This is a genomic window from Spartinivicinus ruber, assembly GCF_011009015.1.
GTDB lineage: Bacteria > Pseudomonadota > Gammaproteobacteria > Pseudomonadales > Zooshikellaceae > Spartinivicinus > Spartinivicinus ruber.
Map to the genome: position 1 here is coordinate 1,290,042 of NZ_CP048878.1, position 25,677 is coordinate 1,315,718.

Sequence of the window (25,677 nt, forward strand, 5' to 3'; positions counted from 1 at the left end):
GTTATGCGAGGGTAATGAAAATAGATTTAGCTTTAGGCGCTTGAAAAACTTTGGCCTGAATATCCGCTGCCGGTGACAGCAATTCTACGCGGGTAACGCCGCCCATATGGAGTGCATCATAAATACCCGATAAGGCGACGGTTTTACCGAGTTTATAACACTGCTCAACATACGTATTTAAGGCAGCCGTTGCCGTATCCATAATCGCTTTAGAAGACGGCCCTTGTTGTACATGTAGCTTGGCATTAATGGCATAGTCGATAGTTTCCGCCGCTTGTACGGTAATATGATCGGTTAATGGCCTGACATCTTCATCATTTAACGCGGTTAACAACGCCTGTTTTATTTCCTCATCCGGTGCCATGTCTGCTTCATCGGCTAATGGTCGCCGTAAAAAAGTAATCATGACTTCGCCCGGTTCATCGGAATACACAGACACATCCGCGATTTGATCATGGGCATTATGCGAGTGGGCTAAATAAGCACCGACAGGACCCGCTGTTGAATAACCTTCAGGGCCTAATTGAATACGACGACGAAAGTCTTCATCAGATTCCATGATAGGTGGTGTGGGTGGCACTTGATTATCATCAGCGGGTTTAATCACTTTACGTTTAACACCGTAATTCGCGCCTAAATGATCTAAATCCGAGCCTTGCGCATAAGCCAACATCACCGCTTTAGCCCGTTCATTAAATTGCTGGCGAATCAGCATTTCACGATAAGCACAGACTTCTAAAATCTTCATGGCCGGATCAGATTCGACCAATGCCGTAAAGCTGCTATCGCGTTTTTGTAAATCATCTAGCATGGATGCTAGGACCACTTCATAATCAATTGGCTCGACTACATCCGGCGCGGGTAGCTGCGATAAATCAATGGCAGTAAATTCGCTCATACAATGATGCCATCCAATGTAATGGGTTTACCTTCTGGTAAATAAATCCCTTCTAACGCAATCAATAACTCGCCGGGCTCACCACGAAACGCTTGCACCTTGGTGACCTTTAAACGAGGTTCCCAACGGATTAAGGCTTCAGCAGTGGCTGCATAGATTTCCACTAGCCACTGACCATTCATGGGGCGATCCACTAGCTCAGGTAAACGGCTGCCATAATCACGCCGCATTAGTCGGGTACCAATACGGGTGGTTAGAATATCAGTGATGGATTGGCGGAGGTGATCGAGGTTAGAAAGGGATTTACCGGTTTGTCGGTTGGTGCCTTGCATAAATTAAAAGATAATATATTTGACTTAATTTGGGTCATAGTCAATCCACCATTTTTTTCTATTTAGGGTAATAGAAATTTTTTTCATCTGAACAATATGACCCAAATTGGTTTCTCTTAGGATGATAGAAATTTTTTTCACACGGAATAATACGACCTAATTTCTTTTCTCTTCGAATATAAGCGGGTGCCAAATCAATATTAATTGTATCTGTTATAGGATAAACAAAGGGATTTTCCTCAGACTTTATTGAGTCATTTGATGATGCCTCAAAGTAAGAGAATTTATTTTCTGTCTCACTATGTTGGAGGTACATTTTATTATTTTCGAATAATGGTTCTATCTCATTAATTTTCCACAACTCTGATGCAAGCAAATTAACACTGCTTATTGAAAATACTGTGGTTATAAAGAGGTTAACTAACTTCATGAAACTACCTAAGTATAATAATTTTCACATCACTGTAACTTAAAGTGCTCAAATATTCACTTACGTAAAAATACTAATGCAACTGTCTTATTGTTTATTGCCTGTAGGTACTGCTGTACCATGCCCCGGCACATCATGCCCATGGCCGTTATAAATATCCCGATCACCTTGCATACTTCGCGTGTGGTCGGTTATCTCTTGGGTCGCTTTAATATTCCCCTCAACCAATAAATCACCCACAATATGCACGCCTTGGGGACTCACTAGTTTGGTATTGCCTTCCCCAGTTAACTCAATGATTAATTCATCATTGCCTCGGTGGTAACTAAACCGGGCATGATTTTTAAACTGCCACACCGATTCATCAGGGTCATGGCTAGGAGATGGGTGCTTGTTTTGATAGACAGCCGGTAACACAAAGCCATTAGCTAATTCGCCACTGGGGGATAATACAATGACTTGTTCACCCACTTCCGGTGCCCACCAGCTTTGGTCATGGCCAGCCCTTGTCGTTAACCAAGGTAACCAGCCAGAGGTTAATTCATCAATTTGAACTCTGACGCGGGTGCGTTGGTGATCCACTTGGTAAATGGTGCCAGGGCGAATTAAATTAACTAAAAGCCGGTAAAGCTCATTAACGCGAAACAACTCGGTAGTCATCTTTGTGTGGTATTCCTATTTCTGGGGCATCACTGTATAAAACGGTTGTAGGTGGGGTACCTTCATCGAGCCAAATAGAGTCGCCAATATACAAACTCTGTTGCCAAGACACTTCCCACGCTTCATAACCATCAGCATCTGGATTAAATATGGCTGGCCGACTTTGAATCGCTTCAGGTTCTGATACCTGATCGATTAAAGGCCACCGGTTTTTTGCTGGATTATTTAGAACCAGCATAATTTCTGTGGCGAATTGACGTATTTCAATTTCCACATTGGGTGTTGTCATCGATAGCACACACAAGGCAAACCATTCGCCTTGTAATAAATAACGTCCATCCCATTGCTGTTTATCTAAAGTTAATTCATGGCTACCTAAATAAATTGCGGGACTTTCTATACTTTGGCTGGGTGAATAGGCTTGGATACGATCAATTTTTTTATCAAAGTGCTGACTAAAGGTGGCCAGCATTTGATGATGGAGAGTTTTTAATTCATTCATGGTTTAATGCGTAATTTAATTCTTGTTCTAACAAAGTAAAAAACCGTTCTTCAGCTTGCTTAATGATTCGTTCAACGACAGGCGTGGCTAGCTGATCAATCGCCTCAGTTTGATATTCAATCGGAAAGCGGGCTTTGCCTTTACGTTTAAATACAACCGTATTGCCATGACTACTTTGGATAGTAAAGGCCCCTTGGCGAAGCGGTTTCCCTCTGACCTTAACCCCAGCATTGACTTGCTTGGGATTACCAAAGTGGTGTAACCCAATGGGATTTAGCCCTAACCACACCCGACCCGATTTGCCATCCTTAGCGACCTCGATAAATAACCGCTGATTATTTTTAAAGGCTTTTTGCTTTAAGCCGGTAGTTTGACTGAGGGCTTGTAGCAACTGCCGTCTAAGAAACTGAGTGAGTTTACGCACGGCACGACGAATGGCTTTTTGCACGGCTTTACTGTCTTCATCCAAGCCTTTTAGCAATTCATCAAATGCCTCATCCACCTCTAAATACACATTCATTGCCAAACTCGATTCGGTTGAATATCCGGGGTGTCGGTTAATACACAGAGTGTCATGCCATTATTTTTTGGAAAGCATTTCACCAAGGTATACGATTGGTTACGGATAATCAGGATAAGTTGATCAGGCCAGCTTTCAGCTTCGGTATTGAGCACTTCTAAAGTGGGCTGTTGCTGGTCAGACTCAATATGACCAACTTCTGTATTCGCCACTTGCCAGCGAAAAATACCAATAAGGGTACTGCCATCTGGCAAGGTCACTGGCTCACCCCATAACGCCAATTTCTCCTGGTTTAATGCCTGTTGATAGTCACTAAATCTCATAACACCGTTAACAGTGCAGTGGCGTTGGGTCTAACCGGCACAATTAATGGTGCGGATTGGGTCATGACCATTTCGACACTGGGGTCATCCTGTTTCCAGATTTTGGGGAATAACTTCATGGCAACCAGGGCATCTAAATCCATAATGGCCCCAAAGCATTGGGTGCCTTGTACAGAACGGCTCATTAAATTCACTCCGCCTTCTGGAATAAACGGCTTGCTGGTACCTTTTTCCATATATTGACGGCTATCGACGTATAAAATAAAACGACCACCGCCTAAGCTACCCACTTTAATCACTTCATCACTGTTAGTTAATGGCCCTCTATCGATAATGGCATTAGTACCAGCTACTTGGGTATCTAATTGCTCCAAGAGTTGTTTATTTTTTCGTAGCGCTTTCCATACCGAAGGACTCATCACCACATCTTCAGCCGGGGCACCGCCTTTGGTCATCGACATAGCCACGCTCATGTCTTCGAGATCATCGATTGGCGTGGCTTTCGGATCACTCCATTTAACAGAAACCGTTTTAGTTAAACTGGGATCGCGTTGATAATCCACGACACGCTTAGGGTATTTTTCCCCTTCGACCATCACCCGACCATGTAAACTGGCTTCCACCGCCATCCATTCAAGACGGTTATCAATGGACTCGGCATGTTCCAGTAAGATTTCCATTTTCCGTAAATTACGCCGTTGCTGGGGTGATAGTTTTCCATGGTAAGGCTCGCCAGGACGACGTTTTAACATCGCTTGAGGAATGATCGGTTGCTTGGGTTTAATATACGCCGGTTTAAACGACTTCATTTCGCTGCCTTGTTCTTCCATCACTTGTCCTTCCACCATGGGCGAAACAAAGGGGGCTAAATGGCGATCACGAAATAATAATTCAAACTCGATGGTTTCAGTTTCAAACTCGTGGGTGGTGGAATAATAGCGGCTTAAATAAAAGGGTAACGGCTTTTTCTTGGTCTCAATGGTTTGGACCAATTGCATCGTATCGGTATAACGTTCCATGGGGTACCTGTTATTTAAAAAGATCAATTAAAAGAATGAATAAGATAAAAAGGAGGAGTGTGGTAAGGAGACTGAGTAAAATCATCATTTAATAACTACTGGGGGCTTGTAATAAAATACCGCGTTCTCTTAACGGCTGAAAAATAGTATCTGTCGTATGACCGGGCCCTAAATTTAAAATGGCGGGATTTAAACAAATCGAGGTATAAACACCAGCGGTGGATTCTTTACCGGTGGTATCGATCGCATACGGTAATACGCAATCTGGTACTTCGCTGCCATCGTTAGCATTTTTATCCGATAAACGATATTGCCCCTTATTATCACAACCTAATACCGAATAGGGTTTTAATTTTTGGCCTTTAGCAACAGTGACCGTGACCGTGGTAATCGGTTGATTACCCGTAATAATCACCGGTTGGGCAGCAATGGCATGATGTTGGCTATCGGTAATCATTAGGCGTTATCTCCATAAACCTGATTAAAATCCGCGAGCATTTGGCCAATGGCTGTTTGAGGGGCTTCGGCTTCAGGGGCTGGTTCACTATCAATATTCGGATGCGTGTCGCTATTCATGACCTGGGTAAAATCAGTTGTATTTGCTGTTGCCGTTTGAGGAATCGTTTTTAATAGCGTAATGGCTTCATCAGCTGACATCGTTGTGTTTAACGCCAGTTGTTGTGCAGTCGATTCACGGCCTTTGGCTTCGTCACTGGTTAAAATAGCTTGAATCCGCTGGCGTTCTTCCGCCACAGCGGTTTGTTTTTCTGCTTCTAAATTAATAGGGGCTTCCGCTTTGGGAGCCGGTTCATTTGTTGCTGTCATAACAGTCCTTAGGGTGGTGGATGAATTTAAGGTTTGAATAAAGCTGGATAACACTTGATGGGCAGGTAAAATCCGATCAGCTAAGCCAACATCGATAGCCGCTTGACCGGTAAATACTTTAGCCTCGGTATTTTTAATCGCTTCGGTATTTAATTGGCGATGACGGGAAACCGTTTCAACAAATAGCCCATAAATGTCGTTTATCTCGGCTTGTAAACCGGCCTTCACATTATCGGGTAAAGGTTCAAACGGATTACCATCAACTTTATGGGCACCGGCATGAATTAAGGTGACATTAATCCCTTCTTTAGCCAGCAATTCACTTTGATCGGTATGGGCCAGCAATACACCAATACTGCCGACCATCCCGGTACGGGGTAAAATAATTTCATTGGCCGCAGAGGCTAAGGCATAAGCGGCACTGCAGGCTTGTTCATCCACTAATGCCCAAATGGGTTTATGTTGCCTCGCTTGATAAATCGAATCGGCTAAATCAAAGCAACCCGAGACACTGCCACCGGGACTATTAATATCCAATAATATTCCTTGAATATCCGGATCATTAATCGCTTTGGCCAGCTTGGTTTGAATCCCATCATAGCCCGTCATTCCACTGTAAGGGTCCAGGTGACCATATTTATGGGTCAAGGTGCCGACCACGGGAATAATGGCTATCCCTTGATTCACTTGATAAAGCTTGTGATCCCGTGGCTCAAATTCCTCGGCGGCTTGCTTTAGTTCGGTGGCTGAAAGCTGCTTCTCACCATTAATCAATGACTCAATCACGAGGCGGTCGGACAATGAGCCAAGCATGACTTGTGCGTAGCTGGGTTCGATCAATAGTGGTTGATTCACGACCATTGAGAGCAGTCGTGGAAATTGCTTATGCATCATAGAGTCGCCGAAAGGGTTTGATTTAGAGCGGTTTATGGAATGATCACTCAGCCTGGAGCTTATTGTTTATCGCTATTACATGTAATGGTGTTGACATAATATGACCTTACAGGTAACATATCTACAACTTGAGACATAAAATGTCTCTTCAACACAAAGGACTGAATGTATTAGCTACAGCGAGGTAATCGAATGTTTAATTTTCTAGATAATGGTTATGCAAAAGTGGGTTTATTTTGTTTGGCAGTGTTTCTGGTCGTCAAGCTGGTTGAAAACTCAACTTTCTTAGGACTTTAAGCATTTAATAACCTGATAAGGCTAAGGAGAAAAAAATGACTCATAATAAACTTTCTAAAGCATTTGAAACGGAAATAATTTGCCCTCAGTGCTCAACCCGTGTATTGAAAATTGATTTTGATATCATTGGTTGTCCTTTATGTAAAAACAAAAATGAATTTAGCAAAGAGGTGCCTAATTGGGAGCTTGTACCCATGGACACTAACAATTAAGGCAATCAAGCTTATGACAAATTATGTAAATTCAGATTGTAATCAAGAAAATGACAGTATTGCCGCCAGCTGTCCTATGTGCCTCACATCCGTAAAGCGCTTTTATTTTGATTGCTTTGGCTGCTATACCTGCGGGTATTCCAATATACTAAAAGGAGATAGTGAGAAACAAACGAATGAAAACGATAATAAATAAAAGCCCAGTAAAATATTGGGCTTTTTTATCAAGATGCTTGAGGTGTAAATTCTCCCATTTCTTGTTGTTCTCGCAACCGCTGCTCAAATAACTCCTGATAATCTTCCCCCAGCATCATCGCGGCTTTTTCATAAGTGAGTAAGCCTAACTTCATCAGTAGCTCAATGCGTTTGACTTCTTTTAAACCATCAATATGGGTTTGGCCTTGGGCGATCCAGAGGCAACGACACCAAGCGGATTTAGCTTGATAAAAATTGGGGGAGCCATTCGGTAATTTGATTATTCCTTTATTCACCATTTCTTCCAGCCAAAGCGCATAAAGCTGACTGCAAAATCGGGCAGGAATAATTTCCCTGATCCCTAAAAAGTATTTCCAACTCTCCAACATACTCGCCCGGGCACTAGAATAATTGGTTTTACTGTAATCCTTACTCAGTTGCTCAAAGCTTAAATTCATGCTGGCCGCTAAATGCCGTAGCAAAGTATCCTCAAACTGACTAAAGGCGGCATTGGTACTGGCGGTTTTCAGTTCTAATTTTTCATTGGGTAATAAATGCGGGATTTTCACCCCATTAAACCGAATATTTTTAGCCTTTTGATGATAACCCGCCACTTGGGCTAAATACTGGGTAAATGCATTATTGTGGCCATCATCCACACCACCTAATGCCGCTAAGACGGTTTGGCTGTCCATTTCGGATTCAATGACCGCGGCATACATGGCATTCACAATAGCATTTTGTAAAGTGGCATCCTGAAATTGTTCCAGCATTTTTAAGCCTTTTAAACTGGACACAAACACATTCACCCCACGGGTTTGGTCGGCTTGTTCCGGCTCAAAAATATGTAAGATTTGCAAGCGCCCCCAACGTTTACGCTTGGCGATTTTTTTCCACTGGTAAGCGTGATGGGTTAAACCCGCTTCTGATTGATGGGCAGAACGAATATGGTAAGCCAAGGCTTGGCCCCGTGGCCCTAATTCCACCCCAGCCCGTAGCCGATAACTGTCGGGTAATTCATAGGGATTACACAGCCGTTCACTATCAATAAGTTTGATTGCGGTTTGGGCGTTATTTCTGGCCAATTTCCGCCATTCCACACTGGCTAACACTTCGCCTTGATGGGCATGGTGACGAACACTTTCTCTGGCGAGCATGGTTAAGGTGCGCTTTTCTTCGGCATCAATCCAAGCATCCGGGTCTTCTGCCCAATCCGTAAAGCGCGCCTCTACATCTTTAGCCCATTCGTTAGCCACCTTATGATCAATGCCCAAGACTTTATAGTTAGGCTTGGCTGACAGTCTAAATTGGTGACCGACAATATTATCCACATAGGTTTGTTCAGCCCCAGCCGCATAACCATGACTGCGCTTAATATCCCGCGCACGGCTATTACGTAGTTGCCGTTCAGGCAAGTGCTCCATGTCCACTGACAGGGTAGGCGGTTGCCAGTCTTGCAAGGTCTCCTGCAACTGTCGGCTATGGGTGTGCGCTTGAATGGGCTTTCCCCATTGATCAATGAGTTGTGGCATTAAAAAATCACCCGAAAAGCGTGGCGGGGTGAACAGCCATTTAATTCCGCTTCCAAAGACTTAATATAATGCTCCAACTGTTGGGGGGCATGAAAGGTCACGCTATTCCCTTCGCTGTCACGCACAGTGGCCCGGAGTGAACCCGTTTGGAGTTTGTGTAAAGCGGCTTTGGCTTCTTCTAAACGTTGCTGGTGGTTCATCCTAATAAATCCGCTAAGTCTGCAAGTTGTAAGGCAGGTGTCGTTGTGGTTGGTGATTGGTTAGGAGAAATGATTAAGCTGTTATCATCCCAGTGAGCCGCCCAGCCCGGTGGCTGTTGCCAATTAAGCTTGTGGGCGTTGAGCTTTAATAAACAGCCCATGTTGTACACCAATAAATCCCAGGCTTCGTTAGGGGCTTTATCCATCACTTTGCACCAACGGCCTTTCGCATCCCGGGCTTCATTGGTGAGTTCTTCAAAAAAGGCTTTAGGAAGCCAGTCTGGAAAGTGAATATAGTCGGCACCGGGTTCATCCCGTTCTAATGCATTACTCACCGAATCTTTAATTAAATTGGTATTGAGTAAATACAGGGGAATGTCCCCTTGAATAAATGCTTTACGTTGTTGCCGGTTGCGATTATCCGGGAAGGTTGCTTGAATGCGTGGTGCACCCTCACGGCCAGTGCCTTTAATTAAAATCAAGCGATGGGTTAATTGCTGGCTTTTTAAATACCGGTAAAACTCATAGGCTTTATCGGTCACCCCATCTTCGCCCCCACTGTCACAGGCGACTAATTTAATTTGCATTAAACGACCGGAATTATCCGCTAAGGGATAGGTTTTATTGATGACTTGATCAACCAGGCAATGCCAGTCTTCTTTAAAAGCGGCGGGGTTTAATGGGTAAGGTTTACCTTTATGGTCTAGCCGCTGGGACTGGTCAATACTAAATCGATCAATCACCCAACCTTCAAATTCTTTTCCCCAGCCAATAACCTGCACGACAAAACGCTTTTGTTTACCGCCCTGCACATCAATGGCGGCGGTTAAAAAGCGGACGCCTTCAGGCACGACGTGTTCACCTAAGTTTTCCTGGCGATCCATTAAGGCTTCAGCGGTTCGAAATTCGGTGTTGTGTCGATAACGATAGGGTTTACCTAAATCTAAGTTGGTCCAACTTTTTAATTTTTCTTGGCTACCAGTATGCTCATATTCTTGTTCAGCCAATAAATACTGGTACACCAAGTTCTGCCAAGTTTGAAAACCGGCGGCGGGACCTTCTAACCAAAAAGTGGCCATTTTAGAAGAACGGCTTTCGCCGTGTTTATGGCCTGTTTTATCCAGCCATTCGCCTTCTTTTAGCCAACGACCGGTTTGATTCAGTGTAAATTTTTGCTCAGGGCGTATTACCCCTTGGCAATGAGGGCAGCGCATGACTACCGACTCTGAGGCTTTCACTAAGTCAGCTTGCTCCACCCAATGCAGGTGATCAAAGATCGGTTGAAACCATTCTAAGCACACGTCATTAGGACATTGCCAATAATAACGACGCCGGTCGCCCATGTTATACAGGCTTAAAATACCTTGGGTCGGTGGGGATTCATGAGTGGTGGTGGGTTGCCATTTTGGGTCCAGCACTTCCCAACCGGGTGAGGATTCCACCAGGGTTTTACCTGCACTCATAAAAGTTCCTAATTATCATCATACCTAAGCTATATTTAGTAGCTTACCTGGTAGTGGAGGTGTTCTCAGTGCTACAAATGCTAGCCTAGGAATAAATTCTACTAAGCTAAATCTTCGATTAAATCGATACTGAAATTCAGCAAGATAACGTTGTGCATATTTAGCGCGAATAGCATGATAAGTACTACGTAAAGCACTTTTTAAGTTTCCAAGGATGGTGTTAACCCAATAAAATTCAGGTTCCTCTACTGATGCACGACCACCACCGCATACAATTTTATCATGAAGACAACCTGCTTCTATGACACCATTAAAACAGGCCAGTCCATCGGAGATTACGGTACTGCCCTTGGCCAAATTCTGCCTACTCCAAGCCGTTATCTCTTCTTTATTAAACCCTTTTAAAATGCTCAGTTTAATTCGTGTCGGTTGACCTTGTTTTGTTGTTTCTACGGCTGCTACAAAAGGTATTTTCCCATCTGCTCCCCTACCTCTTTTGCAACCTGTACGCTCACCACCAAGATAGGCATCATCAATTTCAATAAAACCCGACAATTGCTTGGTGCCTTCTCTTTCTTGCATCACTTTCATGAGCTTATGTTTCATTCTCCAGGCAGCTTGATAGGAAATACCTAAATGGCGATGTAATTCTATGGCTGATATACCTTTTTTGTCTTGGGAGATCAAATACATCCCTTGGAACCAAGTCTTTAATGGTAATTTGGTTGATTCAAAGATAGTACCTGCAGTTACAGATGTTTGCTGGTGACATTTATAGCACTGCTGAAGCTTTCTAGTAGTGAGTTGACAGCATTTGTCGTATCCACAATTGGGGCACTGAAAACCTTCTGGCCATCGCAATTTGTATAAGGTATTAAAGCATTGTTCTTCTGTACCATATTGTTTGAGAAACTCGTTTAAACTCAGGCCTTTTTGAAATTGAACTTTGTTGATAGCCATTATTTATACCTTCTCAATTAAGTTTCCATGCTGTTCAAATATACAGCAGTTAATGGCTTAGGTATAGTGATAATTAGGTAAAAGTTTGAGTCCGCTTTTTCGCTAAGGTATAAGGGTCACCTTCTTTATCCACATTCGCAGGCAAGCGATCATAGTCCGTTAAGGCCACATAACGATAATCCGAACTGGATAATACATTAATCGTTGGCCAGCCAATTTTTAAATAATTACCCGGTTTAAAAATAATATCGTGGACATTATTGTCATGCCGCCGGCTGGAGCATTGATTGCGTAAATTCGGACTAGCATAAATAGTCCGGCGAATGCGCTTTTTAGAATACTCTTGCGCTTTTTCTTTGGCGAGCTGCACAATCAACATGTCAGCGGGCTCAATCATAATCACATAGGCCATCCAGCCTTCAATCAGCGCATTGGTTTTTCCACAACGGGCCGGGCCAACAAAGACCACCGATTCATAATCCCGTTGATTGAGGCAATTTAATACTTCCACTAAATAGGGGATAGCATCCGTTGTCCAAGGTTGGCTACTACCAGCAGCCCCCGGTATCCATAAGTTTTCTTGGATGGCTTGGGTTACGGTTAGCCGTCGTGGAGGCTTAAATAAACACGCCACTTCTTTGCGAATTTGCTCGGCAGAAGCAAAGTTATTTAATTCGGTCATACAGGGATTGGCGTATACCATCAGTGATCACCTGTACCTGACTCAATGCCTCAGCAGATAATTGGCAATTACGTTCTAGTTGATCGGGTAAGGTTTCCAGTTGTTGATTAACAGTAGACACCACTTGATGTAATTCGCGGCGAACATCTTCCACCGGGACGAGTTTTTTTTTCACGTTCGAGTAAGGTCAGTTTTTCATTTTCGGAGCGAAACCACTCATTACGCTCACGGGGTGTCATTTGTTCGATCGGTTTTAGGCTATTACCATTGGCCGCATTGAATAACACAGGACCCACGACATCAGAGGGATACACATCATAACCCCGACGTTTACCCACGGGTTGCACGTTGGCCATATCCAAACGTCTCGATACCGTTTTACGGCACATGCCAAAATACGCGGCCATTTCGCTAATTGACCAGTTCTGAGGTCCCACACTGAGAGTACGCCCTAGATAAGATTGCTTGAAAGGCCCGAGTTAGAGGGGCTGAACCCCTACTGGTGCTGCGGCGTAGGGAGCTGGATTTTTACGCAAGAACCGCGACCTAGCGGCGTGGCCCGAATTTAAAGGGCTATAGAAGGACCCGTCACTAACATAGCGACAAGTGTCGTGTAATAGTGAATTAATTTTAGTGTTCAATTGAGTCATTTAGAATAATTAAATAAAGAATAAATAAATACAACCAATAATACCCATCGCATAATTAAATCCTTAATAAAAAAAGCCCACCGAAGTGGGCAACATTCCATTCCAATTTAGGCGACTAACCGTTGATTCCATAATGCTTTTAATTCCCTCAGTCCTTTACCCGTAATTAATGCCGTGACGGCTTGTTTTAACCCTTGGGTAGGATGGTCAAACTCACTTAATTTAACGTCAAGATAGCCTTTTTCAATTAATCGTTGATAAGGCTCATTAAAATAGGTGACCCATTTAATATCACGTAAGAACTTAAATAATCGATTACGTCCCGTGCCCATAATCTTAGCTGCTTCGGCTATGGTAATAGCATCATCCGATTGAGTGACTTGATCATGAAACTCGGCTTTAGGGGTTAGCACTTCAATTTGTTTAGTTTGCTCTTGCACTTTTTCAAGTGACTGAACTAATAACCCTGCTATTTGCCCCGTATTAGACCAATCAATTTGAGCGACACCATAACTGCCTGTTTTGCGAATACTGGGCAGGACTTCATTCGTTACCCATTTTTTGAACGTTTTTGCCTCAGGGCGACGTCTTTTAAGGATGGCTGAGTAGAGACCGGATTCATTAATAACCTGTAATGCCTGGTCTCCACCAAGGGTCCCCACAATCTGGCGACCCTTTTCATCGTCATCTAAGTTGCGTGTCATTTTATACGCTTCAGAGTAGCCAAGAACTTTAGCTATATCAGTCGCCACAAACCAAGGCTCACCATCTTTATTAATAACGCGAACGGCGGATGAACCAAATTGAAATGGAATTAAATCATTCATTTATGAACTCTCTTTTTATTGCTTTAGGAAATGTCCAGCAGGTTGGACGATGGAAAAAGTAATTATGATTAGACTAAATAGAAATTAAGTTATTTTAAATATCTATTTCACAGGAATTTTGATAGTAAGTTAATGATTTTTAATGAAATTTGTTTTTTTAAATTTAATTGAAATACTTCAAATTTGTGACTACTATAACATTCTCAAATGAGCAAATATGGTCATTTCAACCCCTTCCTTAAGTATCCTACCAGTAAGGAAATCGTTATGAAAACAAGCATTTTATGCGCTTTGTTTATGGCTATATTTATCAATCCTTTAACAATATCTGCAGACACTCTGAGTAAAACTAAGTCAGTTGATCTATTTGCCGGTGACTCTATAGAGACCAATGAAAAAAATAGTAATATATTTTTTGAGTTCAATGGTTCCAGCATTAAATCCAAAACAAAGTCTAATTTATATCGTGAGCACAACATCAATAATCGACTTGAAAATCAATTTGATCGAGAAGAAGAGTCAAACCTTAATGTGACATTCACCATCCTATTTAACTAGGTAATCATGTTCCTGCTTATCATGAGAGTCAGGTAAACCATTCATCTTCTGATAAAACAAAACCGTCTCCCGCTTATCCTGCCGGTGCTTATATACCCAATTAACAACAACGGTAATCGTAGTCAGAATAATACCAATTATCACACCCCAGTCTTTGAGTGTTAGGCCTGCAATCACAGTGGCAGCACTGGCGACATAAGGGGCATTGGATATAATTTTTTCAGTTACCATGGGGCTAACCATTATCGTTGTCGAGCAACACCTTTTAATTTTTCGGCAGTTCGTTGAGCACCAAGACCTAGTAAGGTAAAGACAAGTGTCATTAATTCACTGGTTTCGATTGTCGGTAGCATGGCTACCACATCAGGGCGATTGGCTAGCGACAAACCAATCACTATAAAATCTCGCAATATCCACGCATAAGCCAACAACCCGACACACAACCAACCTAACCCAGGCCGCCAACCTGAAACCCATAATGATGGATGCTTGGCTTCTTCTAAATTGGTTAATGCTTGGAGTAAATGCGGTTGGTTGAGAGTTTCTTGGAGTTTTTGCTTAGCGGCTAAGCGTTCTTCGTCTGAAGTGAATAAGCTATCAAGGCCAGAAACTATAGTGTTGGCAATATTTTCAATTGATATCAATTTCATGGGAATAAAAAAGCCAAGACAGGTTAGCCTTGGCTTATTTTGGAGTGGAATCAGATTGTAATCGGTTTTAAAGGCCTAAATCTTCGCGTAGCTTTTTGTTCTCTTGTTTCAACTCTTTCACTGCTTCGATTAAAACACCAACTAATCCAGCATAGTTAACTTGTTTAAGTGTCACTTCAGCGCCATTCTTATCTGTGACTTTGACATTATGAACTAGCTCAGGAAATGCTTTTTCTACATCCTGAGCAATTACACCAATATCTTTTCCTTGGGGAAGGTGTTCGATATCAGTCTCTTCAGGACTTTTCCACTCAAATTTTACACCTTTGAGTTGGCTAACCTTATCTAGGGCTTGATCAATTTTAGCTTGATTCTTTTTCAACGTTGAATCACTAAAACGCATGAAATTAGGCTTTGATAAGCACTCACTATAAGCATTTCCTGATAAATGTTTACACATCTCATGTGAGCCTGCTTGAGATGCAGTAGCAAGTGAAGCAAAAAAAATGGTAGTAAATAGTTTTTTCAAAGTAGTTCGCCCGTACTTTATTTGTATCAATTATTCTAACTTATAAAATAGCTAATTAGATCACTTATAATCCAAATTGATCTCTCAAGACTTGATTCTCCTTCTTAAGCTCCTTGACAGCCTCAATTAAAACTCCAACAAGCCCAGCATAGTTAACCTGTTTGAAAGTTTTTTCTGTACCACTTTCATCTGTAACTTTGGAATTATGAACCAGCTCAGGAAATACTTTTTCTACATCCTGGGCAATTACACCAATGTCCTTTTGGCTATTTTTTTTCCACTCAAAATTTACACCATTTAGTTGTGATACTTTATCTAGTGAGTTTTCGACAGGAGTAATATTTTGTTTAAGGTTGCGATCACTCCATACTCCCCGACCACATTCCCAACCTTGACAATATGCATGAGAAAAAGTTGAAACAGAAGTTAGCACAATAGTAGCAATTATTTTTTTCATAATAGTTCATCCGTACATTATTTATACCAAGTGTTACGGCGATGTATCATAGCAAAGAAAAATAAATGTATCGTAAACTATTGTAATAATTTGTATCAAAACATTTCTTCTTAACACCTATAAAAGTCCATTTCATTATTTTTATTTGGACTTGCATCCAAAGTCAGATCAATATAAGTAATTAATGTGCTTTATTTATTTTCCACCACTCTCCCACGTCAAAATTAGGACAAGTCTTACCCGCGTCTAAATCACAATGCCCAACCACCTCAGCATTAGGGTATTTAATGTGCCAGTCGATAATCACTTTCTCTAAGCTATCAAACTGAGCATCGGTAAACTGGTCTCTACCAATTAAACAAACACCTAAGCTATGGCTATTATGACCTTTAACATGTGCCCCGACCCAGTATTCAGGCCGACCATTTTCGATAGTGCCATCACGTTTAATCACTTTATGGTAACCAATACCTGACCAGCCTCGTTCAATGTGCCAGTGGTGAATATCATCTGCTGATATATCTCTATCATTTGGCGTATCAGAACAATGGACAATGAGTTTAGTAATTATCATTTAGTTTATTTAAGTATATATTATGGTGTATTTGTGAAAGATGTAGATCATCATGTTATTACATAATACATCACAATGAGTTAACTAATATTAGGGAGCTAACGTGAACATACTATCAAAGGCTTGCTTGACATCGTTGTTAATACTGGCAAGTCTACATTCAACAAGTCAGGAAAGAATTCAGACTCCAAAAGTGTGGAAAATGACTTATAGTGTACTCGATTCAAAACAGGCAGCAGATTTCTGCATCAATATATTAGGTATGGATAAAATATCCATACCTGACCCTACTCTTGCTAAAGGTCGGTCATGGGTTCGTTTTCCTGATTCAGGATTAGAGCTTCATTTTGTCGATGCTAAAACCCGGTATGGACATAATAAAACTAAGGAGTTTTATCAATATATAGATGCGTTAGATCAAGATATGACTGTTTTTACTACATTTATGGATAATCATGGCGCTATATTAGTTGAGGACTTAAACCCATATCTAACTAAGCTAACAAAAAACAATATACCATTTTTAGGACCAGTAAGAAGAGCCGATGGTGTTTACCAACTTTATATTGAAGTGCCTGGTCATATGTACCTAGAATTAGATTCTAAAAAAGTACCTAACAAAGAATTTCCTACCACAACTTGGGATAAGGTGCCTTTTTCTCCAGTGGAAAAAAGTAAGTCTTAGAACGAAAAAAGCCCTGTCTTCTGATAGGGCTTTTCAACTAAATTTATAGTTAATATGACTCTACATCTGGCTTACTCTACCGTTTCAAAAGGTAGTTCGTATGAGTTTCCAAAAATCGCATGATTTACTCCATCTACAGAAAAATTAATTAAATCTATTGGCTCTGCTTCAATTCCAGGATCAAACTCGTACGGAGGGAGATAAGGTAAAAAGTACAAAAAATTACCAGCTTCTTTAGATGCTGCAGCCAGCTCTTCATAGCTTGTATATCCGTAAATGCTTTCTACTTTGAAATAGTCTGGGATTTTGATCTCACCACTAAATTCTTTTGCTGAGCAGTACTCTAAAGCTCTAAGCAGGCGAATGAATGGAAGGCCAAATCCTGCTTCTACATCGCCTTCAGTCAAGCCATCAATAGACACCTTATTATCTTTTAATACAGATAACTTAAATGACGTATAATTATCTGAGCTGCTCTTATAGATAGAGGTTTGCTTTATCAACAAGAGTTCACCATCATCACCTAAACACATCTTAGGTGTTTTAAGAGAGTAGAGGTTGTCTCCAGGTTGTATGTTATTTAAGTTAGGTAACATATTACTTCCAGTCAGCTCCCACTTTTCAGTTGGTGCATCTTTGGGAACTTTAAATTGTGCTATTGCAGACGTACTAAGAATCAGTAGAGAAATAAGTAAATGCTTTAGCATGATATAGATTTTCCTTTTAGTATCCAGAACGAAAAAGCCCCGACAATGCAGGGCCTCTTCAAGTAGACTAGTTAATAATGGTGGTGTAGTGTATACCAGCTTGGTCGTAAAGCTCTTTAGCTACTGCATTATACCCAAAAAACTCAGTGATTTTTTCTAAGCTATCTTCTACATGTGCCCACTCAGATACATGATGAAATGGTTTATATAATATGGCCTTTATATGCGCTACATATTTACCTTCAAGGCTTTTAAATAGCCTATATGTTTCTTCACTACATTCACCGCCTTGTACAAGATGTCCTGACGCAAAGCCCATCATTTTACCTTTTACTTGTAAGTTAAGGTCATTAGATTGAATAAGAACAAAAGTGTTTTCATCAGACACTAAGTCGTGTTGCATGTAAGTAATACCTTTTTACTTTTCAAAAGACATAAAAAAAGCCTTAACGATGTAAGGCTTGGTGAGACTTCAATTGTGGTACTGCAGATTAGGCGTATTGCTTGTGCTTAAGGGAGCATAAAAGTTGTTAGCCTGAAACGAAAAAAGCCCCGTCATTTGACAGGGCTTTCTTAACTGAGCATTTTTACTTTTCTTTAGGCAATATCTTTAAGCCTGGGAAAAGTATATATCCAACATAGCACCCTGGTCAACAACTTTTTTCAAATAAATAGCAAAAAAGTTGATGATTCACTTTTTTATCCCAACTATGAAGTTCATCCAAGCATTCTAAATAACGGGCATGCCATGTTTGACACCAACTTTTATAAGTAATACAACATTTTTCGGCGAGTTCTGCTTTAGTAAGTGCTCTTTTTCCATTTGAACATCGACACTTACGTGTAAAGCTTTTATGTTGATATACACCAGTGCCATTGCATGTCTGACAAGTGTTCTCAAAAATGACTTCGTTAATCATTTGTCTAGCAAACTGAAGAAAAAAGAACAGTGACTTTTTCTTATCAGTTGGCCACGGTTCACGCCACTTTTCATTAATCCCCTTTGTGATAATGAACTGCTGAGTCAATTTATCGAGTTCGTGTATAACTGTCTTATCATTGTTGTACTTTACTAGTCCTAATAAATACGCCTCACGTGGTAAGTCTCCCATTCCAAGTGCCGCCGCGACATCTTCAGGGGTTAACGTTGGCATTCCACCAGGTACACCTTCATATTTAACCGACTTAGGTGTTAATAAGGTCATTGCACTCATCTTTATATACTCTTCGTCGTTTCGGGTCATTAAACACTTACGCTATTTTTTTATTTTCGGGTAGCGTTAAGTAATCTTGAATCTGTTGCTTAGCCGCATCGATTCCACGACACAAGACGGCCAGATAGTCTTGACTGGCTAACCGGTTTAGCCATTCTTTTTGATTGGCTGACACTTGTGTTTTAGCAGGAGGACTGGCTTTAAACTCAATGACCAACCCATGGTAACCACCACGGGGCATCATAATAAAAATGTCAGGTACCCCAGCTTTAACGCCTTGCTGTTTTAATTTGTTTGCTACCGCCACATGCCGATGACCACCATTAGGCACATGAAAGGCATGCCGATAAACATCAGGGTAATTGCCATGTAACCAACGAAATAAATCGGCTTGTTCTTTTCCTTCAAGGTCACGCATTGTTATTTACTCTCCACACATACCACACTTGCCACTTTTAAGCCCCTCAGCCGTTTTTCTCACTGCCAGGGCTAGTTCTCTGCTGCCATGTTCTAAACTGTCTTCTAGCTGCTCTGCGAGCCTCTCAAAGCGTTTTGCCATGGCAATCAAGTTGGTCGTTCGTTCTTTGCTTTTCATTGTTGTTATTCTCCATTCGTTATTTCGGGTTTTGACTTTTCACAATGCCATGTGAAAAGTTGAGAAAAGTCTGTGATAAGTGAGAATGTGTATAAATATATGAAAAATAAATAAAAAAATAATAATTATTAATATATATACCTACTTTTCACACTTATCACATAGATACCCCCTTTTTTTATTTTGTTCATTTCTTGTCCTTTACTTCTCATATAAATTAGGAAAGGGGTGTCTCTCGTGTTATTTCTGTGAGAAGCAAAAAAACCTAATAAAATCAACGATATCCTAACACATAGGAAAATGGGATAACTTGTGAAAAGTCGATTTTTTCTTTTAAAATCAACTATATCCTTTCACATTATTTGTTTTCTGCGAAGTATGCAGCATGGACCCAAGCGGCTCGTGATCGTCCACGTGTTTTAATGTTGTTACTAAATTGGGCTAAGCCTCTACTCATCAGCGCCTTAAAAATGAGGTCTTCTTGTTTAGGGTCAAGTTTTGAAAATGCAGGACTACGACTTATTTCGTATTTTGTTAATCCTTTAGCACCTGCTTTACGAATGATATCTTCACATGACTTCAATTCTGTTTCAAATTTTGAACCACCTACTTTTTTGGATACTGTCTCTAGTAATTTAAAATCCAAATAGCGAACATAGTCAATAGCGTATTTTACTAATTCTTTCTCGATTGTCTTTGCATAGGGATTTTTAGATAAAGCGAGGATTAAACTAATCCGCATGGCCTTTTCACGCGTTCGACCTAATAAGACATCAAGTCCTTGTTGTTCCACTTCTTCTTGTTTAGCTAGTAACTCCTGTTCAAATTCTTTTAACAACATTAATGCATCGGCTTGAAATACTAATACCTTTTGTTCGACAGTTTCATTAGCGGCTTTTATCTCAGTAATGTTTCCAGCCAGATTACTACGTACTGCTTTTATCCAATTTAAAATACTTTCAGGCACAGGACGCACATCAGGATCAATACTTGGTTGTCTGGATAAATGGCTTTCCATTATCAACAGCCGTCCTAAAAAGCCATCACGCACTAACTGTGAATTTAAGTTGTTGTAAAATGTGCCCGGTGTTGTCATAGCCAATAAGGTTAAAGCTGGGCTACGAATAACACGATTACGCACATCTTCCGCTTGGGATTTACTGAGTGTCATGGTCGAATACGACGGAGGACGCATGGTACCATCACAACGCCCCCAGCATTCCACCAGTTGAGTAATGGCTTCATCTTTTTGGGTATTATTGGCTTTTTGGCTGCTTTCAATCAGTTTGCCAAACTCATCAATAATTGAGATATGCACAGGTCGGGTTAACAATTCACTGAATACGGCGCCAGCTGAGGTATAACCACTTCCTGAAATTAGTTCGCCCAAGTCAGCCGCTTCTAAAATCCGCTCGACAATTTTTTTACCATGTTCTTTACCACTGGAACTTTTAGCAATATTCAAAAAGTAGAGCGATGAAAAATTATTTTTATTGGTACGATAAAAACGCCCACAGATCACACTCCCCAATGCTAAGGCTGATTGTATAGCTAGCGCCGGTTGTTTTTTAGTGGCCGTATCATTCATATACTTAACGACTTCCCCTAATACACCCGGCACCTTATATAAATGGTCAGGCAAAGATTCAGGCACAGGCTCGTCTTTAGGTTGACTCGCTACAATAGGATAAACTGGCACCACATCATGGGGATGATTTCTAAGATGGGTTGCCACTAAGCTGGCAATACACGTATTTAATTCAGCCTGGCCTAATGGTGGGTTATTCCCTTTATCCCATTCGTTTAATATCTGCTTAATGGTGTATAAATCCATGCCACCTGCGAGATATTGCCCCACTAAGGAAACAGCCGATTTATTTCGTTCACCTTCATTAACTGAATTGCCATCGGCTTTATGATGGTAATAATCAGCCAGGTTAAATCCAATGTTACCGGTCGCAGGCTTAGTCGCGTCATTAAACTGGTTAATGGTAATTAAGTCTTGCTCAGTTAGGTATGGCAAGTCGTGGATAGAATCAACCGGCCACGTGGGGTCAATTTCCCATTCATATTTAGTACCACTGGCATGAGTGGAGCCAGGCGCAACGACATAACCTCCATGGCCACGAAAATCAATTTTTGTTTTGCTATTAACTGAATTTCGAATATCCACGCTTTTATTGGGCTGAAAGTAATAGTGTTTCCCTTTAGCGGTTTTTACTTTCCATGGAGTACGACCGACGGCACCTGACTCCATAAATTGAACGGCTTCTTCAGAGTCGGCGTCCACAACAATCACATTACGCCCCGTCACAATGGCATAATTGGCATAGGGAAATTGATGTGTCCAATTCTCTATTTCTTGATCAGACGGCGGTTGCTTCTGGTATTTATGCCAACTGGTGCGTGGTGTTTTAGGCCAACGTTCTTTGGCTTTTTCTAAATCGCCATCACAACGGTCATTAACAAAATACGGTGGTGGTGTATCAAAAGGTGAACCTAATGGAATTAAGGTAAAACCTTGTTCATTCAACTGCCAAGCAATATCCTCAGTGGGTTCGGGTTTTAAATCTGGCATCATGTTCGACATCCCTGATTTAGGCATACTGGTACTGCTGGATAATCCAATCCAGTACTAATTAGTAAAACAGTCATCTCTAGCAGTAGTGACATCAAAGACCTACTCAGATATAGTTATTGCTCAACCAAGGGATGTGCAGAGCCCAATAGTCGCGAGGCTACTCCTTATACCTCTCCCATCTCCTTTGTTGTTTCGGGTTTAGCCGGACTTCCCTTGGGAGGTTCCGGCTTTTTATTACTATGAGTTACAAGATACACAAAGATTACTAAGTACGTCAATAGTTACGATAAAGTTTTCTTTTGATTACTTTCTACTTCTTTTGAAAGAGATGGTACGCTTACTATATGAGCGAGAAAAAAAGCGAGCTGAAAGATAGAATTAAATCGGTTAGAAAGTTCCGGCTTTTCACGCAAGAAGAGCTAGGGCAGAAACTTGGTGTTACAAAGTCAGCTGTTGCCGCCTGGGAAACTGGTAGAAACTCCCCAGCCCCATTAATGCTGAAAGAGATTAGTAAGCTCCTAAACTGTTCTTTTGACTGGCTATCGTCAGATGAAAGTGAAATTACTGGTCAATGGGCTGAGCGAATAAAAGTAGAGCACCCAGATAAAGTAGATAATGAGAACTATGATCGTAACAGAATCATGGAAGATGTAAGCTATGTTGCAACTAATATTACTCGTCTTGGACTTGAGGATAAACTCACTCAGTCGGATATGAAGTTACTCAAATCAATAATTGATATTATTGAAGAACGAGAAGAAATTAATAATACATCTAAGTAATTAGCCCTTCTTAATTCACTCCTGTCTCTCCATTCTTATAGATATTTTTAATTAACCCACCTCTTCTAGTAATTTTTTTATACTTGAAAGTAATCAAAGATTACCTAAGAATACTAAGTACACAGTATTAGTGAGAGTTACTAAATGGACGGTAACGTAATAGCAGAAGGACACTGGCAAGCGCACCTGAACAATCCGCACCTTGCCCCTCGGGAGACGTTGTACTGCTTCGGTCTCCTAGCGGGTAAGTCAGATAAACAGATTGCCCGCGATTGTGAAGTCTCACCGGGCACAGTGACGCAACGAATTAAAACCGTACATTACAAGCTACGGACCCATAACCGGGCACATTTAGTGGCTGAGTTAATTCGGCTAAAAGTGGTCACCCCACTATTGATGGTATTAGCCGCATTAACACTACCTGATTTACCACTATTAACTGCCCAAGACGATGACCCGAATCAACCCCGCCAGGTTCGCATTACTCAACGACCTGTGCGGCGAGCTGATGACTTAACGACATTATTAGTATAAGGAGCCACACAATGGCATCAATAAAGGAAGCAACTGTTTATAGGCTTAAGGTCCACTCAGATATGGTGGTCGAAAAAATAATGGGTGGATTACAACAATATGCATTTCAGCCTTGCGGTAAAACCCAAGAATTAAGCCATGGGTTTACACCGGTCGTAGACGATAGCTTTGTTTTAATGGGCGATCACTTAGTTTTATTCCGTTATAAAATCGAAGAAAAAATATTGCCTAAAGCGGTGATTGAACACCATGCCCAAAGACGCATGGTAGAAGCCGAAGAAAAAAACGGTAAACCCTTATCAAGACAAGAAAAAGACCAAATAAAAGATGCTGTCCGTGTTGAATTACTCCCGCAAGCATTTAGCCTTTATAAAACCATTGATGCCTATATTGATACCCAAAACGGTTGGTTAGTGGTGGGTAGCTGCAATACTACAGCGCTGGATTATGTCTTAGGGGCTATCAGACAAGTAGTCAGTGGTTTTTCCAGTGAACTAATGGTGACAAAACAAGAACCCAGTTTGATCATGACCGCCTGGATATACCAGGAAGCCTTAGACTTTTCTGAATTTGAGCTAGGCGACTGCTTTAAAATCTCCAATGGTGAAGGTTCTATTACCTGTCGGAAAGAAGATTTACGCGATCAGGAAATTGTTGATTTATGTGGTACTCGCCAGGTTAAGCAATTAACCCTTGAAAGTGTGCATTACACGTTTGATGTTACCGAAAACATGCAAATCAAAAGACTTAAAATTGATGACGCTTACACCGATTCTTTTATAAATAATGAGGAAGAAGACAAGCTTCATTATCTTCGGGTTAATGCGTTTGTCACTCAGCAAACCATCAGTGAAATTATTAACACCTTAATTAAAGCGTTTGGTGGATTGGTTGAGGAAAGATTGCCAGAAGAGCAAGCGGCATGAAACCCATGGCCACCCGATTACCCAAAACTGAACTAAAAGCCAACCAAGCATTAAGAAGGAGAAAAACTGAAGCCGAAATTATGTGGGAGAAAATTTCCAAGGAGTACCACGAATTATTAAAGATTAACAACAGTCTGAGAGTACGATTACGTTATCAATTAGATAAAGCCAAACATCGATTATTAAGAGAACCTGCCGGGTTCTAAACCGAATAAAAAGCTGAATTTAAAAACGCTCAAATTAGAGCCATGGCACTTTATTGCCTGAAGAAAGTGAAGGAGAAAACAAAATGTTAGCAACCCAACAACCACAACCCGTTAATATGATCGATGAATTAGCTAATCAATGGGAGTTTGCCAAACAACAAGAAACCGAAGCGATAAAAAGCCGCCGTGCTATTGAAGATAAACTGATTGAATTAATTGGCCGTAAGCCAGAAGGCACTTGCAGTAAAGCAACGGAAGTATTCAAGTTAAAAACTAACTCTAAGATTAGTCGCAAAGTAGATGTCAATAAATTAGCTGATGTCGCGCAGTCCATAAATCCAACCTTATTTAATAACTTGTTTCGGGTGAAGTATGAGGTCAATACCACAGCCTTTAAGGAGTTAATGAAGACCGACAGTAAAACCTACAATGTAGCAGCCCATGCGGTTATTTCCACTCCTGCCAGAACCAGCGTTAGCGTTGAGCGTGTGGAGCAATAACCATGGCCATTTCATTAGCCAGTATCTCAAAAACCAACGGGATTAAGGCTCCACGGATATTGATTTATGGGACTCATGGCATTGGTAAAACCACCTTTGCCGCCGGGGCTCCGAATCCCATATTTTTATTTACCGAAGATGGTTCCGGTCAATTAGCATTAAATTCATTTCCACTCCTGACGAATTATGTAGAAGTTATTCAAGCTTTAGCGGCTCTATATAATGAACAACACGAATTTCAGACCGTGGTGCTTGATTCACTGGATCATTTAGAACCCTTAATTTGGACCCATACGGCCCAGCAATGTAATAAAGACAGTATCGAAGACTTTGGCTATGGCAAAGGCTATATGGAAGCCTTACGTTATTGGCGTGAAATATTAGGTTGGCTGGATGCGTTACGTAACCAAAAAGGCATGACCTATATTTTAACCGCTCATACCCATATTAAACGTTTTGATAGTCCTGAAACGGATTCTTATGACCGCTACCAAATTAAGTTAAATGACAAAGCCAGTGGCTTAGTTCAGGAGTCAGTAGACTGTGTGTTGTTCTGTAATTATCAGGTCAACATTAATAAAGCCGATGTCGGCTTTGGTAAAGAAAAAGCCCGAGGTATTTCCACTGGACAACGGTTGATTCATACCGTGGAAAAACCCGCTTACATAGCCAAAAACCGTTTTAACTTACCCGAAAAAATGCCCCTTGCATGGGAGGCATTTACCAATGCACTTAACCCACAACCCTCTGTATAAGGA

At 41.1% G+C, this 25,677-nt stretch carries 38 protein-coding genes; 9 read left to right on the top strand and 29 right to left on the bottom strand.

The annotated features are described in order from the left end of the window. Nucleotide 1: 1 nt before the first annotated feature. From G4Y78_RS06035 to G4Y78_RS06080, 10 genes are all read right to left on the bottom strand, one after another. Nucleotides 2-898, bottom strand: a complete 897-nt coding sequence (locus G4Y78_RS06035) for a baseplate assembly protein (RefSeq protein ID WP_163832170.1) — start codon at nt 896-898, stop codon at nt 2-4. Continuing rightward, on the bottom strand, nt 895-1,230 hold the full coding sequence (locus G4Y78_RS06040) for a GPW/gp25 family protein (protein WP_163832171.1): 336 nt from the start codon (nt 1,228-1,230) through the stop codon (nt 895-897). The genes G4Y78_RS06035 and G4Y78_RS06040 overlap by 4 nt, the downstream gene beginning before the upstream one ends. A 58-nt stretch (nt 1,231-1,288) precedes the next feature. After that, nucleotides 1,289-1,660 (bottom strand): hypothetical protein, encoded by a 372-nt coding sequence (locus tag G4Y78_RS06045; RefSeq protein WP_163832172.1) that lies wholly within the window; start codon nt 1,658-1,660, stop codon nt 1,289-1,291. 87 nt (nt 1,661-1,747) lie between these two features. Continuing rightward, entirely contained in the window at nt 1,748-2,320 is a 573-nt protein-coding gene (locus G4Y78_RS06050; protein WP_163832173.1) for a phage baseplate assembly protein V, read from the bottom strand. Next, the gene (locus tag G4Y78_RS06055) at nt 2,295-2,822 is read right to left on the bottom strand and encodes a hypothetical protein (protein ID WP_163832174.1); all 528 of its coding nucleotides are present in this window, start codon (nt 2,820-2,822) and stop codon (nt 2,295-2,297) included. Before G4Y78_RS06055 ends, G4Y78_RS06050 begins: the two co-directional genes overlap by 26 nt. Next, a complete protein-coding gene (locus G4Y78_RS06060) occupies nt 2,815-3,342 on the bottom strand; it encodes a phage tail protein (protein ID WP_163832175.1) in 528 nt (175 codons plus the stop codon). The genes G4Y78_RS06055 and G4Y78_RS06060 overlap by 8 nt, the downstream gene beginning before the upstream one ends. After that, nucleotides 3,339-3,665, bottom strand: a complete 327-nt coding sequence (locus G4Y78_RS06065) for a hypothetical protein (protein ID WP_163832176.1) — start codon at nt 3,663-3,665, stop codon at nt 3,339-3,341. The genes G4Y78_RS06060 and G4Y78_RS06065 overlap by 4 nt, the downstream gene beginning before the upstream one ends. Further along, nucleotides 3,662-4,684 (bottom strand): major capsid protein, encoded by a 1,023-nt coding sequence (locus tag G4Y78_RS06070; RefSeq protein ID WP_163832177.1) that lies wholly within the window; start codon nt 4,682-4,684, stop codon nt 3,662-3,664. The genes G4Y78_RS06065 and G4Y78_RS06070 overlap by 4 nt, the downstream gene beginning before the upstream one ends. 88 nt (nt 4,685-4,772) lie before the next feature. After that, nucleotides 4,773-5,141 (bottom strand): head decoration protein, encoded by a 369-nt coding sequence (locus G4Y78_RS06075; RefSeq protein ID WP_163832178.1) that lies wholly within the window; start codon nt 5,139-5,141, stop codon nt 4,773-4,775. Continuing rightward, entirely contained in the window at nt 5,141-6,403 is a 1,263-nt protein-coding gene (locus tag G4Y78_RS06080; protein ID WP_163832179.1) for a S49 family peptidase, read from the bottom strand. Before G4Y78_RS06080 ends, G4Y78_RS06075 begins: the two co-directional genes overlap by 1 nt. A 332-nt stretch (nt 6,404-6,735) precedes the next feature. On the opposite strand from G4Y78_RS06080, the gene G4Y78_RS06085 reads away from it, so the two are divergent. Continuing rightward, on the top strand, nt 6,736-6,912 hold the full coding sequence (locus G4Y78_RS06085; protein WP_163832180.1) for a hypothetical protein: 177 nt from the start codon (nt 6,736-6,738) through the stop codon (nt 6,910-6,912). Nucleotides 6,913-7,136: 224 nt separating this feature from the next. Here G4Y78_RS06085 and G4Y78_RS06090 read toward each other — a convergent pair whose 3' ends face one another. From G4Y78_RS06090 to G4Y78_RS06125, 8 genes are all read right to left on the bottom strand, one after another. Further along, nucleotides 7,137-8,639, bottom strand: a complete 1,503-nt coding sequence (locus G4Y78_RS06090) for a phage portal protein (RefSeq protein ID WP_163832181.1) — start codon at nt 8,637-8,639, stop codon at nt 7,137-7,139. After that, nucleotides 8,639-8,839 (bottom strand): gpW family head-tail joining protein, encoded by a 201-nt coding sequence (gene gpW, locus G4Y78_RS06095; RefSeq protein WP_163832182.1) that lies wholly within the window; start codon nt 8,837-8,839, stop codon nt 8,639-8,641. The genes G4Y78_RS06090 and gpW overlap by 1 nt, the downstream gene beginning before the upstream one ends. Continuing rightward, nucleotides 8,836-10,302, bottom strand: a complete 1,467-nt coding sequence (locus G4Y78_RS06100) for a terminase gpA endonuclease subunit (RefSeq protein WP_163832183.1) — start codon at nt 10,300-10,302, stop codon at nt 8,836-8,838. Before G4Y78_RS06100 ends, gpW begins: the two co-directional genes overlap by 4 nt. Before the next feature lie 24 nt (nt 10,303-10,326). Further along, nucleotides 10,327-11,262: an IS1595 family transposase gene (locus tag G4Y78_RS06105; protein ID WP_163830705.1), complete on the bottom strand. Its 936-nt coding sequence runs from the start codon at nt 11,260-11,262 to the stop codon at nt 10,327-10,329. Between the two features lie 73 nt (nt 11,263-11,335). Next, the gene (locus tag G4Y78_RS06110; protein WP_163832184.1) at nt 11,336-11,965 is read right to left on the bottom strand and encodes a phage terminase large subunit family protein; all 630 of its coding nucleotides are present in this window, start codon (nt 11,963-11,965) and stop codon (nt 11,336-11,338) included. Next, nucleotides 11,928-12,119 (bottom strand): DUF1441 family protein, encoded by a 192-nt coding sequence (locus G4Y78_RS06115; RefSeq protein ID WP_230425706.1) that lies wholly within the window; start codon nt 12,117-12,119, stop codon nt 11,928-11,930. The genes G4Y78_RS06110 and G4Y78_RS06115 overlap by 38 nt, the downstream gene beginning before the upstream one ends. After that, nucleotides 12,052-12,351: a DUF1441 family protein gene (locus G4Y78_RS31635; RefSeq protein ID WP_222937651.1), complete on the bottom strand. Its 300-nt coding sequence runs from the start codon at nt 12,349-12,351 to the stop codon at nt 12,052-12,054. Before G4Y78_RS31635 ends, G4Y78_RS06115 begins: the two co-directional genes overlap by 68 nt. Nucleotides 12,352-12,701: 350 nt before the next feature. Further along, nucleotides 12,702-13,421, bottom strand: a complete 720-nt coding sequence (locus G4Y78_RS06125; RefSeq protein ID WP_163832187.1) for a BRO family protein — start codon at nt 13,419-13,421, stop codon at nt 12,702-12,704. 267 nt (nt 13,422-13,688) lie between these two features. On the opposite strand from G4Y78_RS06125, the gene G4Y78_RS06130 reads away from it, so the two are divergent. Further along, the gene (locus G4Y78_RS06130) at nt 13,689-13,979 is read left to right on the top strand and encodes a hypothetical protein (RefSeq protein WP_163832188.1); all 291 of its coding nucleotides are present in this window, start codon (nt 13,689-13,691) and stop codon (nt 13,977-13,979) included. Here G4Y78_RS06130 and G4Y78_RS06135 read toward each other — a convergent pair. The 5 genes from G4Y78_RS06135 to G4Y78_RS06155 form a co-directional block, all read right to left on the bottom strand. Further along, nucleotides 13,968-14,210 (bottom strand): HP1 family phage holin, encoded by a 243-nt coding sequence (locus G4Y78_RS06135; RefSeq protein WP_163832189.1) that lies wholly within the window; start codon nt 14,208-14,210, stop codon nt 13,968-13,970. The genes G4Y78_RS06130 and G4Y78_RS06135 overlap by 12 nt on opposite strands. 11 nt (nt 14,211-14,221) lie before the next feature. After that, a complete protein-coding gene (locus G4Y78_RS06140; RefSeq protein ID WP_163832190.1) occupies nt 14,222-14,629 on the bottom strand; it encodes a 3TM-type holin in 408 nt (135 codons plus the stop codon). 67 nt (nt 14,630-14,696) lie between these two features. After that, nucleotides 14,697-15,158, bottom strand: a complete 462-nt coding sequence (locus tag G4Y78_RS06145; RefSeq protein ID WP_163832191.1) for a tail fiber domain-containing protein — start codon at nt 15,156-15,158, stop codon at nt 14,697-14,699. A gap of 64 nt (nt 15,159-15,222) precedes the next feature. Then, nucleotides 15,223-15,615, bottom strand: coding sequence for a tail fiber domain-containing protein (locus tag G4Y78_RS06150; protein WP_163832192.1), 393 nt, complete (start codon nt 15,613-15,615; stop codon nt 15,223-15,225). A 181-nt stretch (nt 15,616-15,796) separates the two neighbouring features. After that, nucleotides 15,797-16,189: an N-acetylmuramoyl-L-alanine amidase gene (locus G4Y78_RS06155; protein ID WP_163832193.1), complete on the bottom strand. Its 393-nt coding sequence runs from the start codon at nt 16,187-16,189 to the stop codon at nt 15,797-15,799. 202 nt (nt 16,190-16,391) lie between these two features. Here G4Y78_RS06155 and G4Y78_RS06160 point away from each other — a divergent pair, with 202 nt between their 5' ends. Continuing rightward, complete coding sequence (locus G4Y78_RS06160) at nt 16,392-16,874, top strand: VOC family protein (protein WP_163832194.1); 483 nt, start codon at nt 16,392-16,394, stop codon at nt 16,872-16,874. A 71-nt stretch (nt 16,875-16,945) separates the two neighbouring features. Here G4Y78_RS06160 and G4Y78_RS06165 read toward each other — a convergent pair whose 3' ends face one another. The 6 genes from G4Y78_RS06165 to G4Y78_RS06190 form a co-directional block, all read right to left on the bottom strand. Then, nucleotides 16,946-17,581 carry a hypothetical protein gene (locus G4Y78_RS06165; protein ID WP_163832195.1) on the bottom strand — a complete coding sequence of 212 codons (636 nt, stop codon included), beginning with the start codon at nt 17,579-17,581 and terminating at the stop codon, nt 16,946-16,948. Nucleotides 17,582-17,648: 67 nt separating this feature from the next. Continuing rightward, nucleotides 17,649-17,984 carry a hypothetical protein gene (locus G4Y78_RS06170; protein ID WP_163832196.1) on the bottom strand — a complete coding sequence of 112 codons (336 nt, stop codon included), beginning with the start codon at nt 17,982-17,984 and terminating at the stop codon, nt 17,649-17,651. Between the two features lie 247 nt (nt 17,985-18,231). Next, entirely contained in the window at nt 18,232-18,825 is a 594-nt protein-coding gene (locus G4Y78_RS06175) for a hypothetical protein (RefSeq protein WP_163832197.1), read from the bottom strand. A 7-nt stretch (nt 18,826-18,832) separates the two neighbouring features. Continuing rightward, nucleotides 18,833-19,213, bottom strand: coding sequence for a VRR-NUC domain-containing protein (locus tag G4Y78_RS06180; protein WP_163832198.1), 381 nt, complete (start codon nt 19,211-19,213; stop codon nt 18,833-18,835). Nucleotides 19,214-19,219: 6 nt separating this feature from the next. Next, nucleotides 19,220-19,390 carry a hypothetical protein gene (locus tag G4Y78_RS06185; RefSeq protein WP_163832199.1) on the bottom strand — a complete coding sequence of 57 codons (171 nt, stop codon included), beginning with the start codon at nt 19,388-19,390 and terminating at the stop codon, nt 19,220-19,222. Nucleotides 19,391-19,748: 358 nt separating this feature from the next. Further along, nucleotides 19,749-21,971: a bifunctional DNA primase/polymerase gene (locus G4Y78_RS06190; protein ID WP_163832200.1), complete on the bottom strand. Its 2,223-nt coding sequence runs from the start codon at nt 21,969-21,971 to the stop codon at nt 19,749-19,751. A gap of 344 nt (nt 21,972-22,315) precedes the next feature. On the opposite strand from G4Y78_RS06190, the gene G4Y78_RS06195 reads away from it, so the two are divergent. The 6 genes from G4Y78_RS06195 to G4Y78_RS06220 all read left to right on the top strand — a co-directional run bounded on the left by G4Y78_RS06195 (nt 22,316) and on the right by G4Y78_RS06220 (nt 25,674). Continuing rightward, complete coding sequence (locus G4Y78_RS06195) at nt 22,316-22,753, top strand: helix-turn-helix domain-containing protein (RefSeq protein WP_163832201.1); 438 nt, start codon at nt 22,316-22,318, stop codon at nt 22,751-22,753. Between the two features lie 144 nt (nt 22,754-22,897). Beyond that, nucleotides 22,898-23,287 (top strand): helix-turn-helix transcriptional regulator, encoded by a 390-nt coding sequence (locus tag G4Y78_RS06200; RefSeq protein WP_163832202.1) that lies wholly within the window; start codon nt 22,898-22,900, stop codon nt 23,285-23,287. An 11-nt stretch (nt 23,288-23,298) separates the two neighbouring features. Next, the gene (locus tag G4Y78_RS06205; RefSeq protein WP_163832203.1) at nt 23,299-24,213 is read left to right on the top strand and encodes a recombination-associated protein RdgC; all 915 of its coding nucleotides are present in this window, start codon (nt 23,299-23,301) and stop codon (nt 24,211-24,213) included. Continuing rightward, a complete protein-coding gene (locus tag G4Y78_RS06210; protein ID WP_163832204.1) occupies nt 24,210-24,419 on the top strand; it encodes a hypothetical protein in 210 nt (69 codons plus the stop codon). The genes G4Y78_RS06205 and G4Y78_RS06210 overlap by 4 nt, the downstream gene beginning before the upstream one ends. Before the next feature lie 83 nt (nt 24,420-24,502). Beyond that, a complete protein-coding gene (locus G4Y78_RS06215; protein WP_163832205.1) occupies nt 24,503-24,919 on the top strand; it encodes a DUF7173 family protein in 417 nt (138 codons plus the stop codon). Nucleotides 24,920-24,921: 2 nt separating this feature from the next. Continuing rightward, nucleotides 24,922-25,674: an ATP-binding protein gene (locus G4Y78_RS06220; RefSeq protein ID WP_163832206.1), complete on the top strand. Its 753-nt coding sequence runs from the start codon at nt 24,922-24,924 to the stop codon at nt 25,672-25,674. Nucleotides 25,675-25,677: the final 3 nt, after the last annotated feature.